Here is a 16251-nt window from a genome sequence, read left to right as displayed (position 1 = left end):
CGCCGGCGCCACAAGGCGTCGGGCATATCTGAAAGATCTCATGTCCGATGACATTCTGTCCCATGTCCGGGCGCTGAAGGCCTACGGCCGCTCGCTGTGCGGCAATGCCGCCGATGCCGAGGATCTCGTGCAGGAGACCCTGCTTCGCGCCATCGAGAACGCCGGCAGCTACCGCCCCGGCACCCACATGCGCGCATGGCTCTTCACGATCATGCGCAACCGCTTCTACACCAATGTCCGCAAGAGCGCCCGGGAACGGACCGGCGCGGCCGACTGCGTCAGCAGCGGGCCGATCGTGCAGGCGACGCAGGACTGGCACATGGCCTCGCAGGAGATGCAGCAGGCCTTGGCCGACATGCCCGTCCACTACCGCGAGGCGCTGGTGCTGGTCGCCGTCATCGGCGAGAGCTACCAGCACGCAGCCGAGGTGCTGGGCTGCGACATCGGCACCATCAAGAGCCGCGTGAACCGTGCCCGCGGCATCCTGCGCCGCGCCCTGGGCGAGGCTGCCTGAGGCCGCCCCCGCCGCGCGCGAAATATTCGCGCCGCCGCTGGAACATTGCCCCCGGCTTCCGGTTCTTCGGGTCCTGACGACGCGGGGCCGCGATGTTCCCTGACCCGCCCACCCGTGTTCCTTGCGCCCTGAGAGGACGCGGCCGCACCAACCCTTGCGGCTGCGGCGGATCGGCGCCCGCCTCGTCAGGACAGAGCCGCCCGTCCGGCGCCCGCGTGCCGCCACGCTGTCCCCGTGGCCGCAGTCCCCGCGGACCCGGACGGGCGGCTCTGACCCCTTTTTCCGCGTGTTGACAGCCCGGCCGCGCCGGGCGAAGCTGAATGCTCCACGGGGTGTCCCGCAAGGGGCTGAGATATTGCTGGGCCGCAAGGCAGCGCAATGACCCGACGAACCTGATCCAGTTCATGCTGGCGTAGGGATGGTGCGGATGTCTTGCGCGGGGGGATGGTCCCTCGGCTGCCTCCTTTCCCCCGGTCCAGACCATGCTGGGTCTCCTGCGCAAGGCAAGGAGCCTGACATGACGCTTGATGTTCCCGCCCCCGAGGTGACGACCGGCCCGCTGCCGGCCTCGGACAAGATCCACCTGCCCGGCAGCCTTCATCCGGACCTGCGGGTCCCCCTGCGCCGGATCGCCCTGCACGAAAGCGCGGGCGAGCCGCCGGTGACGGTCTACGACGCCTCGGGCCCCTACACGGACGCGGCGACGCGCATCGACATCGCCAGCGGACTGCCCCGCCCGCGCGCGGCGTGGATCGCCGCGCGCGGCGAGACCGAGAGCTATGCCGGCCGACCCCTGCGCCCCGAGGACAACGGCTTCGTCTCGGGCGAGCGCCTGACCCCCGCCTTTCCGATCCAGCACCGCCCCCGCCGCGCCGCGGGCGGGCCGGTCACGCAGCTGGCCTATGCCCGCGCCGGAATCGTTACGGCCGAGATGGAATATGTCGCCATCCGAGAGAACCTCGGCCGGCAGGCCCTGCGCGAGGCGAGGGACGGCGAAAGCTTCGGCGCCGAGATTCCGGATTTCGTGACGCCCGAGTTCGTGCGGGACGAGGTCGCGCGCGGCCGCGCCATCATCCCCGCCAACATCAACCACCCCGAGCTTGAGCCGATGGCCATCGGCCGCAACTTCCTGGTGAAGATCAACGCCAATATCGGCAATTCGGCCGTCACCTCGTCCATGGCGGAAGAGGTGGAAAAGATGGTCTGGGCGATCCGGTGGGGCGCCGACACGGTCATGGACCTCAGCACGGGGCGCAACATCCACAACATCCGCGACTGGATCATCCGCAACGCACCCGTCCCCATCGGCACCGTCCCGCTCTATCAGGCGCTGGAGAAGGTCGGCGGCATCGCCGAGGACCTGTCGTGGGAGGTCTATCGCGACACCCTGATCGAGCAGGCCGAGCAGGGGGTCGATTACTTCACCATTCATGCCGGCGTGCGGCTGCGGCACATCCCGCTGACCGTAGACCGGGTGACGGGGATCGTCAGCCGGGGCGGCTCGATCATGGCGAAATGGTGCCTGCACCATCACTGCGAGAGCTTCCTCTACGAGCATTTCGATGAAATCTGCCAGATCATGCGCGCCTATGACGTCAGCTTCAGCCTGGGCGACGGGCTGCGCCCCGGCTCGATCGCGGACGCCAACGACGCCGCGCAATTCGCCGAGCTGGAGACGCTTGGCGAGCTGACGCAGATCGCGTGGAAGCACGACTGCCAGGTGATGATCGAAGGTCCTGGCCATGTGCCCATGCACAAGATCAAGGAGAACATGGACAAGCAGCTGGAGGTGTGCGGCGAGGCGCCGTTCTACACGCTCGGGCCGCTGACGACGGACATCGCGCCGGGCTACGACCACATCACCAGCGGCATCGGCGCCGCGATGATCGGCTGGTTCGGCACCGCGATGCTGTGCTACGTCACGCCCAAGGAGCATCTGGGCCTGCCCGACCGCGACGACGTGAAGGTGGGCGTCATCACCTACAAGATCGCCGCCCATGCCGCCGACCTCGCCAAGGGGCACCCGGCCGCGAAGCTGCGCGACGACGCCCTGTCCCGCGCCCGCTTCGAGTTCCGGTGGGAGGATCAGTTCAACCTGTCGCTCGATCCCGACACCGCCCGCAACTTCCACGACCAGACCCTGCCGAAGGAGGCGCACAAGGTCGCGCATTTCTGCTCGATGTGCGGGCCGAAGTTCTGCTCGATGAAGATCAGCCACGACATCAAGGACGCGGCAAAGGGGATGGAGGAGATGGCGCGGAAGTATCGCGACGGCGGCGATCTTTACATGCCGTTGGAGGAGAAGGCCTGACTGCCCATGCATGTGGCAGTTGCGCCGCTGCCGCACGAAAAGTGACGTAGGGTGAGGTGCCGGGATGGCGCCTCACCCAATCCCGCCCCTACCATCGCGCCACGGCCGGCAGGTCGCCGGACCGGCAACGACAAGAGGGACGGCCATGCACGACATCACGCTGGAGGCGGCGCACGCGCCCGAGGGCGACGACACGCTTCACCCCGTCACGCCGCAGCAGAAGACCTGGGGCTGGTTTGCGATCTTCAACGTGTGGGCTAACGACATCCAGTCGCTGTTCGGCTACACGCTGGTCGCCTCGCTCTTCATCTCCTACGGGGTCAGCGGCTGGACGGCCTTTGCCGCGCTGATCACGGCCGGGCTGCTGGTCATGTTCCTGGTGAACCTGTCGGGCGCGGCCGGAGAACGCTACGGCATCCCCTACCCCGTCTTCGCCCGCGCCAGCATGGGCACGGCGGGCGCCAAGCTGCCGGCGGTGCTGCGGGCGGTGGTGGCGGTCTTCTGGTACGGGGTGCAGGTCTACTTCGCCTCGACCGCCATCGCGCTGCTGATCCGGTCGCTGACCGGCGCCACCGGCGGGGCCGAGATCATGGGGCTGACCGCCATCGACTGGACCGCCTTCCTGATCGTGTGGGCCTTTCACATCGTCATCTTCTGGCGCGGCATGAACTGGGTCGAGACCTTCCTGAACGTCGCCGGCCCCTTCGTCTATCTGGTCATGATCGGGCTGGTCGTGGTGCTGTGGCAACGCTCGGACGGGCAGCTTCTGACGCAGGCTCAGACGATCTTCGCCAATCCCGAAGGCACCTGGGGCACCGAACTGGCCGGCTTCATCGCCATCATCGGCACGATGGTCGCCTATTTCGCCGCCGTGATGATCAACTTCTCGGACTTCTCGCGCTATGCGCGGAACAAGCGCGCCATGACGCTCGGCAACCTGACCGGGCTGCCGTTCAACATGATCCTCTTCTCGGCGCTGGCGCTGCTGACCACCGCCGGGGCGGCGGTCGTCTATGGCGAGGCGCTGGTCAACCCGACCGAGATCGTCGAGCGCACGGACAGCGTGCTGCTGGCCGTCATCGCCGCGATCACCTTCTTCGCGGCGACCGTCGGCATCAACCTGGTGGCGAACTTCATCCCGGCGGTGAACGGGATCGCGAACCTCTCACCCTCGACCATCGGGTTCCGCAAGGCCGGGCTCATTACCTCGGGCTTCGCGCTGGTGATCGGCGGCTTCTGGACCAGCGTCATCAGCGAGATCGGGATCGACGGCTTCGTCAACACGCTCGGCGCGACGCTGGCGCCGCTCTACGGCATCCTGATCGTGGACTATTACCTGATCCGCGGCCAGCGGCTGAACCGCGACGCGCTTTATGCGACCACCGGGGGCGAGTATCACTACAAGAACGGCTGGAACGACAAGGCGCTGATCGCCTTTGCCGTGGCGGCGGTCTTCTCGGTCGCGGCGGTCTGGGTGCCGGCGCTGGCGGCGCTGTCGGGCTATGCCTGGCTGATCGGGGCGGCGCTTGGAGGGGCGATCTACTACGCCCTGATGCCGCGCGGCTAGTCGCAGGCCGACAGGACAAGCGGCCTGCCCGTCTCGGGCAGGTCGAAGCAGGCGCCGTCCGCGCAGAGACGCCAGCCGCCGCCCGTCGCGCCGGAGGTGGACAGCACCACCTCGCGCTGCGGCGGAACGCGCGGGCTCCAGTGCCAGCCGTCGGCCTCGCGCCGGGCCTCGGGCGGCGGCTCCATCCCCGCGCCGAGGCCGGTGATGCGGGCCTCGACCGGCGCAAGGCCTTCGGCCGTCACCTCCCACCGCTCCCACCACGTCGTCCGCGCGACAGAGTGCTGCCAGTCCAGCGTGAAGGTGGACACGGCCAGCGCCATGCCCGCGACGCAAAGCGTCACGCCGCCGCCAGCCGCCGCACCCGCATCAGGTGCAGCGCGATGAAGAGGCCGCCCAGCAGGAAGCCGGCACCGTCGCTCATCGGCAGCGCGAGGATCAGCGACACCCCTGCCGCCAGCGCCAGCAGCCGCTCGGGCAGCGTGGTGCGGTCGAGGAAGTAGCCGACCACCGCGATCCCCCAGAGGCCGACGCCCATCACCGTCTTCAGCAGGACGAAGGCGACCTCGACCGGGTAGCCATAGGCCTCGGCGATGGCGCCGCCGTCCTGCAGCATCAGGGACGGGGTATAGACGGCCATGAAGGGAATGATGAAGCCCGCCGCCGCCAGCCGGATCGCCTGCATCGAGATCTTGAGGCCGGTGGATTTCGCGATAGGCGCGGCCGCGAAGCAGGCCAGCGCCACGGGCGGGGTCAGGTCGGCCATGATCCCGAAATAGAAGACGAACATGTGGCTGACCAGCAGCGGCACGCCCAACTCCAGCAGCGCCGGGCCAGCGAGCGACGAGGTGATGATGTAGTTCGGGATCGTCGGGATGCCCATGCCAAGCACGAGGCAGGTCAGCATGGTCAGCAGCAGCGACAGGAACAGGTTGTTCTGGCCAATGGCGATGATCGCGCCGATGAAGGTCGAGGCGATGCCGGTCAGCGTCAGCGTGCCGATGACGACGCCCACGATGGCGCAGGCGATGCCGACGGGCAGCGCGTTCCGCGCGCCCTGCGCCAGCGCGTCGCGGATGATGCCGATGGTCGGCCGCGTGCCCTTGAAGAGCGCGCAGAGGGCGATCAGCCCGGCGATGATGATGGCCAGCAGGTCGACCCCGTAGCGCAGGAAGCTGGCCGCGCCGAGGCCGAGGACGATCCAGAAGAACAGCCGGAAGACGTAAGGCCCGATCAGCGCGGCCAGCGGCGCGCCGAGGATCAGCACCGTGACCAGCGCCAGCCCCATTGTGCCCGCGAAGATCGGCGTGTAGCCGGCAAACAGCAGGTAGACCAGCGCCGCCAGCGGCAGGACCAGCGGCCATTGCGCCCTGACCGCCGCCCAGGGGTTCGGCAGGCTTTCCTTGGGCAGGCCCTTCAGGTTGTCGCGCCCGGCCTGAAGCCAGACCATCCAGAAGACGACCCCGAAGTAGAGCACGGCGGGGACGATCGCCGCCTGCACCACGCGGGCATAGGGCACGTTCAGCGTCTCGGCCATGATGAAGGCGACAGCGCCCATGACCGGCGGCATGATCTGCCCGCCCATCGAGGCGGTCGCCTCGACCCCTCCGGCGAAGGCAGGCTTGAAGCCCGACTTCTTCATCATCGGGATGGTGAACTGCCCCGAGGCGACCACATTGGCCACGCCCGAGCCCGAGATGGTGCCCATCAGCGCCGAGGCCAGGGTCGCGACCTGCGCCGGGCCTCCGCGTGCCGCGCCTACCATGCCAAGCGCGAAATCGTTGAAGAGGTTCAGCATCCCCGCCCGTTCCAGGAAGGCCGCGAAGACGACGAAGATGAAGATGTAGGCGCTGCTGACATAGATCGGGCTGCCGTAGATGCCCTCGGTGCCGAAGGCGAAATGCTCGACGATCTGCTCGAAGCCGTAGCCGCGATGGATGAAGGGCGGCGGCAGGTGCTGGCCGAAGAAGCAATAGGCAAGGAAGCAGCCGGCGATGACCGCCAGCGGCCAGCCCATCAGGCGGCGGGCGCCCTCGAAGACCAGCACGATCAGGACGGTGCCGACGATCAGGTCCGTCTGGTTCAGAAAACCCGTGCGCCGCAGGATCTGGGTGTATTCGATCCACTGGTAGAGCCCGGTGCCGAAGCCCATCAGGCCCAGCAGCCAGAAGAAGGCCTGCCCGCCCCGCGTCTTGGCGACGAGGTTGCCGACAAGGCCGAAGCCCAGCAGCAGCAGGAAGCCGACATGCATCGCGCGCACCACCTGGCTTGGCAGCGTGCCGTAGGCGGCGGCCCAAAGCTGGAACAGCGAGAAGGCGACCGCCAGCCAGAAGGCGACGCGCCCCATCACGCCGGGGCCGAAGCCGGGCGGCAGGCCCTCGCTGACCTCGGCCTCGAGGTTAGGGTCGAGGCCGGCAGGGCGGGAGGGCCCGCCGGCGGCAGGATCGGGGGCGTGGCTCATCGCGGATCTCCTGAGAGGCCGGCCCGCGCCCCGGTCGACGGGGCGCGGGCCGAAGCGCCGTTACTGCATCAGGCCGACTTCGCGATAATAGCGCTCGGCCCCCGGATGCAGCGGGATGGGCAGGCCGTCCAGCGCCGTCTCGGGGGTGATGTCCGCTGCCGCGCCATGAGCGCTGCGCATCCGCTCGAGGTTCTCGAACATCAGCTTGGTCATCTGATAGGCGGTCTCTTCGCTCACGCCCTCATGGCTGATCAGCATGTTGCCGACGGCGGCGGTCGGGATGTCCTCGTCGATGCCGGCATAGGTGCCCGCCGGGATGATTGCCGGGACGAAGGGCTCGCCGATGGCGGTGACGACCTCCTCGGGGATGGCGACGATGGTGATGTCATGCGTCGCCGACAGGTCCTGGATGAACGCCACCCCGAGGCCCGAAGACTGCAGCGTCGCCTCGAGCTGGCGGTTCTTGATGAGCTCGGCGGATTCCGCGTAGGGCAGGTATTCCACGCGCGCCAGGTCGTCATAGCTCATCCCTGCCGCCTCGAAGATGGCGCGGGCGTTCAGCTCGGTCCCCGAGGCGGGGGCGCCGACGGACAGGGTCTTACCGCGCAGATCCTCCAGCGTGGTGGCGCCGGCCGCCGCGTCCGCGACGATCTGGATGTAGTTGGGATAGATCGCGGCGATGGCGCGCAGCTCGGTCAGGGGGCGCGGGAAGCCGGCCTCCTCGTTGCCCTCCCACGCCATCTGGACGCTGTCGCCAAGCGCGAACGCGATCTCGCCGCGGCCCTGTGCCAGCAGGTTCAGGTTCTCGACGCTGGCCTTGGTCGCCTGGACCTGCGTGCGCGCGCCGTCGATGCCCGAGGCGTAGATCTCGGACAGGGCGACGCCGAGCGGGTAGTACACGCCCGAAGTGCCGCCGGTCAGGACGTTGATGAAATCCTGTGCCTTGGCCTGCGGCGTCATGGCGAAAAGGGCAGCCGCCGAAGCAGCCGCGGCGATGCGCGTGAACATGCGTGTCCTCCCATGATGTTCTTGGGCAGACTAAAGCAGAGGCATGGCTGCGCGACAACCCGTCGCGGCCGCAGGCCCCGCGCGCGGCCTCAGCGGCCGACCAGGCGCCGGTCCCGCGCCAGCATGGCCGCCTGCGTGCGGTTGCGCGCGCCCAGCTTGCGGCAGAGCGACTTGACGTGCAGCTTGATCGTGACCTCCTGCAGGCCCAGATCGCGCGCGATCTCCTTGTTGGCCTTGCCGCCGGCGACGCCTTGCAGCACCTCCTGCTCGCGCGTGGTGAGGGCCAGCTGCTCCTCCTCGGGCGCGTCGAGATAGGAGAAGGGAACATAGACATCCCCGCCGACGATCAGCCGGATCGCGGCTGCCAGCGAGGGGGCGGGCATGGTCTTGGGAAGGAAGCCCCGCGCCCCGGCCACGATCGCACTCCGCGCGACGGCAGGCGAGGCCGTGCCCGACAGGATCGCGACGGGCACCGGGGCCGCGAACTTGCGGATACGGGCAAGGCCCTCCAGCCCGTCCATGCCGGGCATGTCGTAATCCAGAAGCACGACCCGGAACGGGTCCCCCTCGGCCGCGGCCAGGGCTGCCTCGGCCCCGTCGACCGAGCCGGCGGCCACCACCGGGCCAAGGCCCTGGCTCTCGAGGAACAGCACCAGCATGTCCCGGACCAGGTCGTGATCGTCCGCAATCAAAATCTTCATGTCTGTCACCACACCGGCGAGCGCATAGGTCGAAGCGTCGTACGTGCACAGGCAATCCGCAGTGCCGGCCGTCGTGACGACGACCACCAATTGAGAATAGCCACAAGTTCCACAACTACAAATAAACGTTTGTGTCTAGTGCCGGATGCGACATCATGTGTCACTGTGCGTCAGACTGTCACCAAAGGACTGCTGATGATTCGAGACTTCTCCGTGGCTGCCGTGCTCTACGTGACCGCCCCGCTGCACGCGGCAATGGCCTGCGAGACGCTGCTGACCGTCACCGGCGCCGACGGCGAGCAGACATATGACCGCGACGAGCTGATGGCGATGGAGGCGACCGAGTTCACCACCACGACCCCCTGGACCGACGGGCCGCAGACCTTTCGCGGCGTGCCGCTGGCCGATCTGCTGGCGGATGCCGGGATCGAGGAGGGCACCGTCCGCGCCACGGCGCTGAACGAATACGCTGGCAGCCTGGACGTGGCGGACGTCCAGCAGGACGCCGCCGGGAACGGGCCGGTGATCGCCTACCTGATGAACGGCGCCGAGATGTCGGTCCGCGACAAGGGGCCGTTGTGGCTGGTCTGGCCGTACAACGCGCCCGGCTACAGCACCGAATCCATCTTCTCCAGCAGCGTCTGGCAGCTCGAGAGCATCCGCCAGATGCCCCCGCAGGACTAGGGCCGGCCGGATGCATCGACCGCCCGAGCGGCGCTCTGTCTATGTCATCACGGGCCTTGCGCTGCTGGTCATCCTGCTGATCGGCTCGGCCGCGCTGTGGACCGCCAGCAACGCCGCGCGGCGCCAGATCGACGACATGGCCGCGGCCAACGCGAACAGCACGCAATGGTCGCTGGCCCAGAGCGAGGTCGAGCTGCTCACCCTGCTGACCGCGATGCACGAGGTCGCCGCCGCGCCCGAGGACGCCCGCGCCGCCTTGCTGACCCAGGTGCGCCGGCGGTTCGACATCTTCTATTCCCGCATCGTCACGGTCGAGCAGTCGCCCAGCTTCGACGATCTGCGCCGGATGCCGCTGGCGGGCGAGGCGCTGGCGCAGGCGCAGGTCTTCCTCAACCGAACCGCACCTTTGATCGACGGCGAGGACGCGACGCTTCTGGCCTCGCTGCCCGGTCTCATCGACGAGGCGACGGCCCTGCGCCCGAAGCTGCGCGCCGTCGCGCTGGAGGGAGTGCGCGTCTTCGCCGCCAGCTCGGACCGCGAGCGGGGCCAGCTGGACGAGGCGCTGGCCTATCTGGCGCTGGTCGTCGGACTGCTCTTCGTGGCCATGCTCACCGCCGTCGGGGTGCTGGCCGTGCTCTTCCGCGATTCGGTGCGGCAGGCCGCGCGGATCGAGGCGACGCGCGCCCACATGCAGACGGTGCTGGGCACCTCGATCGACGCGATCATCGTCACGGGGCCGGACGGGTGCATCCGCGACTTCAACGACGTCGCCACCCGCATGTGGAACATGTCCGAGCAGCAGGCCATCGGACGGCCGCTCTGGGAGCTGGTCGTGCCGGACGAACGCCAGCGGGCGCTGCAGCGGCTGATCGACCGCATGCAGGACGAGCCGATCCGCATCGAGCTGATGCAGTCCCTCGCCCGCCGCCGCTCGGGCGAGCTGTTCCCGGTCGAGGCGTCGCTGGCCAGCACCGCGGGGCATGACGGCCCGGTGCTGGTCGTCTTCGTGCGCGACATCTCGCGCCGGCTGGCCGAGCAGGCGGCGCTGGTCTCGGCCCGCGACGCCGCCGTCGCCGGCGAGCGGGCGAAGGCGCAGATGCTGGCGATCATGAGCCACGAGATGCGGACCCCGCTGAACGGGGTGCTCGGCACGCTCGACCTTCTGAAGACGACGCCGCTCGACAGCGCGCAGAGCCGCTACATCGAGGTGATGGAGCATTCCGGCCGGCTTCTGCTGACGCATGTGAACGACGTTCTGGACATCTCGCGCGCCGATGCCGGCAGGATGACGCTGGCCAGCGAGATGTTCGATCCTGGCCGCATCGCCGCCCAGGTCGTCGGCGCGCTGGAGAGCGAGGCCGCGCGGCGCAGCAACAACCTGACGCTGCGGGTGATCGGCGCCCGCTCGGCCCTGCCGATCGGCGATCCGGGACGGGTGAGCCAGATCCTGATGAACCTCGTCGGCAACGCGCTGAAGTTCACCTCGGGCGGCAGCGTCCGGGTCGAGGTAGACCGCAGCCTGGGGACCGGCACGCTCGAGTTCCGGGTGATCGACACCGGCATCGGCATCGCCGCCGCCGATCTTGGCCGCATCTTCGACGAGTTCGTGACGCTGGACAGCTCGTACAACCGCGTGGTCGAGGGCTCGGGCCTCGGGCTGGGGATCGTGCGGCGGCTGGTGGCGCTGATGGGCGGCGATCTGGCGGTGGAAAGCGCGCCCGGCACCGGCTCGATCTTCCGCGTCCGCCTGCACCTGCCCGAGCAGCGGCCCGAGGACGCGCTGACCGCCGCCCCTGCCGCCGCGCGCGGCGTGGCGCCGCGCCCCGCAGCGGGCGTCATCGAAGGCGCGGGCAGCGTGCTTCTGCGGCCGCTGGACGTCCTGCTGGTCGAGGACAACGCGACCAACCGCCTGATCGCGCGCGAGATGCTGCGCCGACGCGGCTGCGACGTGACCGAGGCGGCCGATGGCACCGAGGGGGTCGATGCCGCCGAGTCGCGCCGCTTCGACCTGATCCTGATGGATATCAGCATGCCCCGGCTGGACGGGGTCGGCGCGACCAAGCTGATCCGCGAGGGCAGCCTGAACGCCGCGACACCCATCGTCGCCCTGACCGCCCATGCCCTGCCCGATCAGCTGGAGAGCTTCCGGCAGGCCGGCATGGACGACGTGCTGACCAAGCCGCTGGCGCTAAAGCAGCTGGACGACCTGCTGGCGCGCTTTGGCAACATCGCAAGCCCCGAACCCGCCGCGGCCCTGCCCCCTCCTCCGGCCGAGCCCGGCCCCGCCGAGGCCCTGAACGCCGCGCGGCAGGCGCTGGCCGAGACGCTCGGCCCCGCCACGGCCGAGACCGTGTTGCAGCGGCTGCTTGGCGATCTGGAATGCGGGCTCAGCCAGATGGCCGAGATGGCCGACGACTCGACCCGGCTGGAGGAGCTGGCGCGGCTGGCGCACCGGCTGGCCGGCTCGGCGGCGGTGGCGGGCCTGTCGCACATGCACCGCCTGCTGATCGAGCTGGAGGCCGACGCCCGCGGCGCGCCGGGCGGGCGCGAGACCTCGGACCGCCTGCACCGGCAGATCGCGGCGCTATCGACCCTGATGCCGCAGGGCACGGCGCGGCAGGATCAGCTGGTCTGATAGGGCCGCACCAGGTCGGTCAGGTCGACCCGCGCGCGCAGCCGCGCCAGCAGCAGGTAGAGACCGCCGAACTTGCGGTGCAGGAACAGCACCTCGGGCGGGGGCATCTCGGCGCGGCTGCGGGTGCGGGCCATCTGCATCGCCAGATCGCTGATGCGGTGGGGAATGTCGGTGCCCGCCAGATCGAAAAGGCCCGGCTGGCGCAGCGGCGCGAAGGCCATCTCCATCATCTCCAGCAGGGCGTCCTGGTGCGCGGGGGCGGTCTCCTCACGGAAATAGCCGATCTCGATGGCGGCGGCGCGGATCGCCGCGCGCTCGCCCGACAGCGCGGCCGCCAGCAACCGGCGGAAGCGCGGGCCGAGCGCCTGCGAGAAGCTGCGCGTCGCGCCGAAATCCAGCAGCACGATCCGGCCGGTCTCGGGTTGCCAGCGATAGTTGGCGAAGTTCGGGTCGGTCTGCATCAGGTTGAAGGCGAACAGCTCGTCAAGGACCAGCCGCGCCAGGTCATGCGCGACGCGGTCGCGGACGGCCTGCGGCTGCGCCTCCAGCGTTTCGATCGGATCGCCCGGCACGAAGGTCATCGCCAGCACCTCGGGCGTGCAGAACTCGGGCACCGGCGCGGGCAGCGCGAACTCGGACCGTCCGGCCAGCAGCCCGGCATAGGCGCGCATCTGGTCGGCCTCGCGCAGGTAGTCGGCCTCGGCCCGCAATTGGGCGCGGGCCTCCTCGAGCAGGGGCGGCAGGTCGATGCCCTCGGGCAGAAGGCCAGGCATCCGCAGCAGCAGGCCAAGGTTGCGGATGTCGCTGTCGATGCTGGCGGCGACGCCCGGATACTGCACCTTGATCGCAAGATCGCAGCCATCCTTCGTCTGCGCCCGGTGCACCTGCCCGATCGAGGCCGCGGCCATGGGGCGGGGCGCGAAGCTGGCGAAGTGGCGCAGCCAGCCCTGCCCCCAGGCCCGGTCCAGCTGCGCGCGCAGCTGGCGCGGCGGCATCGGCTCGGCCCCCTCGCGCAGGCGGGCGAGGATCGCGGTCATCTCGGGCGGCAGGAACTCTCCGGCATCCATCGAGACCAGCTGGCCCAGCTTCATCGCCGCCCCGCGCATCCCTGCCAGCTGGCCGGCGATGCGGGCGGCATGGGCGGGCGTCAGCAGCAGCTCGGCGGCGCGCGGCCGCCGGCCCGTCGCCAGCCGCGCCAGCCCGCCGGCGAGGGCGCGACCGCCGATCCCGCCGGCCAGCGCCCCCATTCGCGCCGCCCGCGCCAGCCGTCCCGCCGGAACCGGCCGGCCGTAATCCTCGTCGTCGCGGTCCATGCCGCCTCCGTGTTGCCCCGCCTGCGCGGTTCCTGCCCGCCGACAACGCGGCGCGCGCCGTTTCGGCCCCGCCTTGCGCGCCCGCGCCCCGGTCCTTAAGCGGGGAGTTGCAGGGAAAGACACGGCAGGGAGGCCCCGTTGGAGGCGCTGATCGAGCAATATCTGGGCAATCCCGCCGTTCTGGCGCTGCTGCTGTTCCTTGCCCCCTTCGTGCTGGAGGAGGCGGCGATCCTGACCGGCGCGGCGCTCGCCGCCTCGGGCGAGATGTCGGCGGCGCTGGCGCTGGCCGCGATCTCGACCGGGATGATCGTCAGCGACTGGACGCTCTACGCGATCGGCGCGCTGGCCGGGCGCAGCCGGCGCATCCGCGGCTGGATCGACGCGGCGACGTTGTTACGGGGGCGGCAGCTGCTGGACCGGGGCGCCTGGCCCGCCGGCCTGCTGGCGCGGCTGATCCCGTGGCTGCTGTTTCCGATCTTCGTCGCCTCGGGCTTTCTGGGCGTGGGCTTCCGCCGCTTCGCGCTGATCAACGGGCTGATCGCGGCGGTCTACATCCTGGTGCTGTTCTTCGGCGTCTTCGGACTGAACCTCGTGCTCTTCGACTGGCTCGGCAACTGGGCCTGGGCCGTCATGGCGTTGCTGCTCATCGTCGTCGTGGCGGCGGGCCGGTGGGCCGCGCGGCGCTATTTGGCCAAGGACGCGGCCAGCGGCTGAGCCGGGACACGCGCCGCGCCCTCGACCTGCGACGCCGGGAGAGGCAGCGCCTCGGCCAGCACGCAATCCAGCGCGTCCTTCAGAAGGTCGGGATGCGTCCAGGGCAGGAAGTGGTCCGCCGCCTCGATCATCACCGTGCGCGCCTGCGGCATCAGCCCGCGCAGGTAGTCGGCGTTGTCCGCCGGCACGAGGTTGTCCGAATCGCCCTGCACGATCACCACCGGCAGATCGAGGCGTGGCAGCGCGGGGGCCAGCGCCTCCAGTTCCGGGCCGAGGGCGATCAGCTCGGCGTTCGAGCTGGCGAGTTCCGCCGGCAGAAGCTGGGCGAAAAAGTCGAGGGCGGCGATTTCCTGCAGCGGATCGATCTCTTCCATCACCGGGTCGGCCGCGCTGCCGATCAGGACCAGCCCCGCCACCCGGTCCGGGTGGTCGGCCGCCAGCCGCAGCGCGACCGGGCCGCCGAAGGAATAGCCGACGAGGACGGCGGGCGGGGCGCCCTCGGGGCCCAGCAGCGGCAGCACGGCCTCGGCCTGCGCGGCCAGTTCGGGGGCGGGCGCGGCGTCGCTGGCGCCGAAGCCGGGGCGGTCGGGGGCGAGGTAGTAGCGCCCCGCCGGCACGTCGACGAGGAAGCGGTCCCACTCCTCGCCGAGGCCCGGCGAGCCGTGCAGGAAGACAACGCGCTGCCCGCCGGGTCGCCCGGCGGCCAGAAAGCCAAGCTGCGCGTCCTCGGCAAGGCTCGTGGCGGGGATGGTCACGCGGCGGACGGCGCGCCCCTCGGCCTCGGGCCAGTCGGCGTCCGGCTCCAGCCCGATCCCGGTGATCGCGGTCAGCTGCTCGCGCAGCGGCTGGAACGGCTCGAGCACGAAGCTGAGCGCCCCGTCCGCAAAGCCCGGTTCGGGGGCGGGGATGGTCAGCACCTCGCCGGGGGGCGGGCAATGGGGAAGATCTGCGATCATAGGCGGGCCTGCATGTGACGGCTCCAGTCTTCCTCCGGGGCGCGGCGCGCGCAAGGGGCAGACGGCCGCATCGGCAAGGCGGCGTCAGCTGCTGGGCGGATAGATGCGGCGCAGCGCCTCCTGCCGGCGCTGGAGGCGGATCATCCCGCGCAAGCCCACCGGCCGATGCCCCCGCCGCCGCATCTCGGCGCCGATGGCGAAGAGCGTGCGGTACTGCCGCCAGAGCGTGCGCCACGCGTCCCAAAGCCGCCCGGTGCCGGCCCAGATGTGCAGCATCTCGGCCCCGGCGCCGTTCAGCTCGACGATGCAGAAGGCGCGCCCCTCGCGCAGCGAGGTCAGGCTCTCGAAGCGGATGTCGAAGCGGCCGAAGTGGAAGTCGGGGATCTCGCGCGAGATCTCGTCGATGGCCCGCGTCAGCGCCGGCGTCACCTGGTCCAGCGCATCGAGATAGACCGCGCCGAGCCGGGCGCTGCGGGCATTGGTCAGCCGGTGATAGGCGCCCTCGGGCAGGACGCGGTCCCAGTCCTCGGGATGGCGCTGGCGGTAAATGGGCGCGTTGGGGGCCAGAATGCTGTCGGCGGCGACCAGCTGCTCGACGCTGCGCCGCCCGTCGCCCATAACATGAGGCGCGAAGACCAGCGCCATCGAGACGATCCGCCCGCGCGTCTGCCCCGGCTCACGGATGTAGAAGATCCCCGCTTCGCCCTGCATCTCGATCAGCACCTGCAGAAGGACCAGCGTGCCCTCGGGCTGCAGGCGCAGGTAGTCGGACAGCTCGGCCTCGTTGCGGATCAGCCGCACGCCCCAGCCTTGATAGCCGCGGTCGGGCTTTGCGACGACCGGGAAGGACAGCGCCTCGGCCGACAGCGCCGCCAGCGCCGCGCGGGTGGTCGCCTCGGGGTCGCTGCCGCAGGTGACGCGGGCGAAGCGGGCGATGCGCCGCCGCCCCCGCGGCCCGAAGAGGTCCAGCCCCTGCGACTTGCTCTCACCCCAAAGGCCGCCCGCTTCCATCGAGGGATTGGCAGCGGTCGGCAGGGTCAGGCTGCCGTGGCGCAGCGACAGCGCCAGCCACATGAGCGCGGGGACCAGGTAGAACAGCCGCTCGGGCACGCGCCGCTTGAAGGCCGGATAGCGGGGGCCGGGGGGCGGGCAAAGCGGCATCGGGTCCGGTGCCGGGGTGGCATGCGTCGGCGGGGCATAGGTCAAAACGGGCGATCGGTCCTTCGGGGTCGCGGAAACGGACGGCAGGCGGCGGCCGACCTCAGGAGCGTCCGATATTGGCAGAAATCCGCCGCCCCGTCCAGTTGCACGGCTCCCTCGGGGCGTGAGGTCGCAGGGGGCGCTGCACGCGCCGGTCGGTGCAGGCGCGTGTTCAACAGTCATAGGATTT

The 16251-nt window shown here is 70.1% G+C and carries 13 protein-coding genes and 1 riboswitch; of the genes, 6 read left to right on the top strand and 7 right to left on the bottom strand.

Annotated features, from left to right (window positions below):
* The first annotated feature begins 40 nt into the window (after positions 1 to 40).
* The 3 genes from BLP73_RS11755 (at position 41) to BLP73_RS11745 (ending at position 4392) form a co-directional block, all read left to right on the top strand.
* Positions 41 to 514 carry a sigma-70 family RNA polymerase sigma factor gene (locus BLP73_RS11755; protein ID WP_090744502.1) on the top strand — a complete coding sequence of 158 codons (474 nt, stop codon included), beginning with the start codon at positions 41 to 43 and terminating at the stop codon, positions 512 to 514.
* Positions 515 to 832: 318 nt separating this feature from the next.
* Positions 833 to 950, top strand: a riboswitch (TPP riboswitch).
* A gap of 81 nt (positions 951 to 1031) precedes the next feature.
* Complete coding sequence (gene thiC, locus BLP73_RS11750) at positions 1032 to 2825, top strand: phosphomethylpyrimidine synthase ThiC (RefSeq protein ID WP_090744499.1); 1794 nt, start codon at positions 1032 to 1034, stop codon at positions 2823 to 2825.
* A 145-nt stretch (positions 2826 to 2970) separates the two neighbouring features.
* Positions 2971 to 4392, top strand: a complete 1422-nt coding sequence (locus BLP73_RS11745) for an NCS1 family nucleobase:cation symporter-1 (RefSeq protein WP_090744496.1) — start codon at positions 2971 to 2973, stop codon at positions 4390 to 4392.
* Here the strand turns inward: BLP73_RS11745 and BLP73_RS11740 are convergent.
* The 4 genes from BLP73_RS11740 to BLP73_RS11725 all read right to left on the bottom strand — a co-directional run bounded on the left by BLP73_RS11740 (position 4389) and on the right by BLP73_RS11725 (position 8559).
* Positions 4389 to 4733 (bottom strand): DUF1850 domain-containing protein, encoded by a 345-nt coding sequence (locus BLP73_RS11740; RefSeq protein WP_090744492.1) that lies wholly within the window; start codon positions 4731 to 4733, stop codon positions 4389 to 4391. The genes BLP73_RS11745 and BLP73_RS11740 overlap by 4 nt on opposite strands.
* Complete coding sequence (locus BLP73_RS11735) at positions 4730 to 6850, bottom strand: TRAP transporter permease (protein ID WP_090744488.1); 2121 nt, start codon at positions 6848 to 6850, stop codon at positions 4730 to 4732. Before BLP73_RS11735 ends, BLP73_RS11740 begins: the two co-directional genes overlap by 4 nt.
* A gap of 60 nt (positions 6851 to 6910) precedes the next feature.
* Positions 6911 to 7858, bottom strand: coding sequence for a TAXI family TRAP transporter solute-binding subunit (locus BLP73_RS11730; protein ID WP_090744485.1), 948 nt, complete (start codon positions 7856 to 7858; stop codon positions 6911 to 6913).
* 89 nt (positions 7859 to 7947) lie between these two features.
* Positions 7948 to 8559, bottom strand: coding sequence for a response regulator transcription factor (locus BLP73_RS11725; protein ID WP_090744481.1), 612 nt, complete (start codon positions 8557 to 8559; stop codon positions 7948 to 7950).
* Positions 8560 to 8754: 195 nt separating this feature from the next.
* On the opposite strand from BLP73_RS11725, the gene BLP73_RS11720 reads away from it, so the two are divergent.
* Together BLP73_RS11720 and BLP73_RS11715 are read left to right on the top strand one after the other, a co-directional pair.
* Positions 8755 to 9243 (top strand): putative pterin-binding protein, encoded by a 489-nt coding sequence (locus BLP73_RS11720; RefSeq protein WP_090744478.1) that lies wholly within the window; start codon positions 8755 to 8757, stop codon positions 9241 to 9243.
* A gap of 10 nt (positions 9244 to 9253) precedes the next feature.
* Positions 9254 to 11878: a hybrid sensor histidine kinase/response regulator gene (locus BLP73_RS11715; protein ID WP_090744475.1), complete on the top strand. Its 2625-nt coding sequence runs from the start codon at positions 9254 to 9256 to the stop codon at positions 11876 to 11878.
* Here the strand turns inward: BLP73_RS11715 and BLP73_RS11710 are convergent.
* Complete coding sequence (locus tag BLP73_RS11710; RefSeq protein WP_175453334.1) at positions 11866 to 13191, bottom strand: ABC1 kinase family protein; 1326 nt, start codon at positions 13189 to 13191, stop codon at positions 11866 to 11868. The two genes, BLP73_RS11715 and BLP73_RS11710, sit on opposite strands and share 13 nt — an antisense overlap.
* A gap of 138 nt (positions 13192 to 13329) precedes the next feature.
* Between BLP73_RS11710 and BLP73_RS11705 the strand changes: the two genes are divergently transcribed.
* Positions 13330 to 13905: a DedA family protein gene (locus BLP73_RS11705; RefSeq protein WP_090744471.1), complete on the top strand. Its 576-nt coding sequence runs from the start codon at positions 13330 to 13332 to the stop codon at positions 13903 to 13905.
* Here the strand turns inward: BLP73_RS11705 and BLP73_RS11700 are convergent.
* Positions 13875 to 14861, bottom strand: coding sequence for an alpha/beta fold hydrolase (locus BLP73_RS11700; RefSeq protein WP_090744468.1), 987 nt, complete (start codon positions 14859 to 14861; stop codon positions 13875 to 13877). The two genes, BLP73_RS11705 and BLP73_RS11700, sit on opposite strands and share 31 nt — an antisense overlap.
* Before the next feature lie 84 nt (positions 14862 to 14945).
* A complete protein-coding gene (locus BLP73_RS11695; RefSeq protein WP_245686641.1) occupies positions 14946 to 16067 on the bottom strand; it encodes an ATP-grasp domain-containing protein in 1122 nt (373 codons plus the stop codon).
* Positions 16068 to 16251 lie beyond the last annotated feature (184 nt).

It is taken from the genome of Paracoccus tibetensis (assembly GCF_900102505.1).
Classification (GTDB): Bacteria; Pseudomonadota; Alphaproteobacteria; order Rhodobacterales; family Rhodobacteraceae; genus Paracoccus; species Paracoccus tibetensis.
The sequence above is the reverse complement of the archived record's forward strand: the minus strand, read 5'-3'. Positions and strand labels throughout refer to the sequence as shown.

Bases quoted from the DNA above. Each gene is read 5' to 3' on its own strand.
- thiC (WP_090744499.1), top strand. From the start codon at position 1,032: ATGACGCTTGATGTTCCCGCCCCCGAGGTGACGACCGGCCCGCTGCCG.
- BLP73_RS11745 (WP_090744496.1), top strand. From the start codon at position 2,971: ATGCACGACATCACGCTGGAGGCGGCGCACGCGCCCGAGGGCGACGAC.
- BLP73_RS11700 (WP_090744468.1), bottom strand. From the start codon at position 14,861: ATGATCGCAGATCTTCCCCATTGCCCGCCCCCCGGCGAGGTGCTGACC.
- BLP73_RS11710 (WP_175453334.1), bottom strand. From the start codon at position 13,191: ATGGACCGCGACGACGAGGATTACGGCCGGCCGGTTCCGGCGGGACGG.
- BLP73_RS11755 (WP_090744502.1), top strand. From the start codon at position 41: ATGTCCGATGACATTCTGTCCCATGTCCGGGCGCTGAAGGCCTACGGC.
- BLP73_RS11715 (WP_090744475.1), top strand. From the start codon at position 9,254: ATGCATCGACCGCCCGAGCGGCGCTCTGTCTATGTCATCACGGGCCTT.
- BLP73_RS11725 (WP_090744481.1), bottom strand. From the start codon at position 8,559: ATGAAGATTTTGATTGCGGACGATCACGACCTGGTCCGGGACATGCTG.
- BLP73_RS11730 (WP_090744485.1), bottom strand. From the start codon at position 7,858: ATGTTCACGCGCATCGCCGCGGCTGCTTCGGCGGCTGCCCTTTTCGCC.
- BLP73_RS11735 (WP_090744488.1), bottom strand. From the start codon at position 6,850: ATGAGCCACGCCCCCGATCCTGCCGCCGGCGGGCCCTCCCGCCCTGCC.
- BLP73_RS11720 (WP_090744478.1), top strand. From the start codon at position 8,755: ATGATTCGAGACTTCTCCGTGGCTGCCGTGCTCTACGTGACCGCCCCG.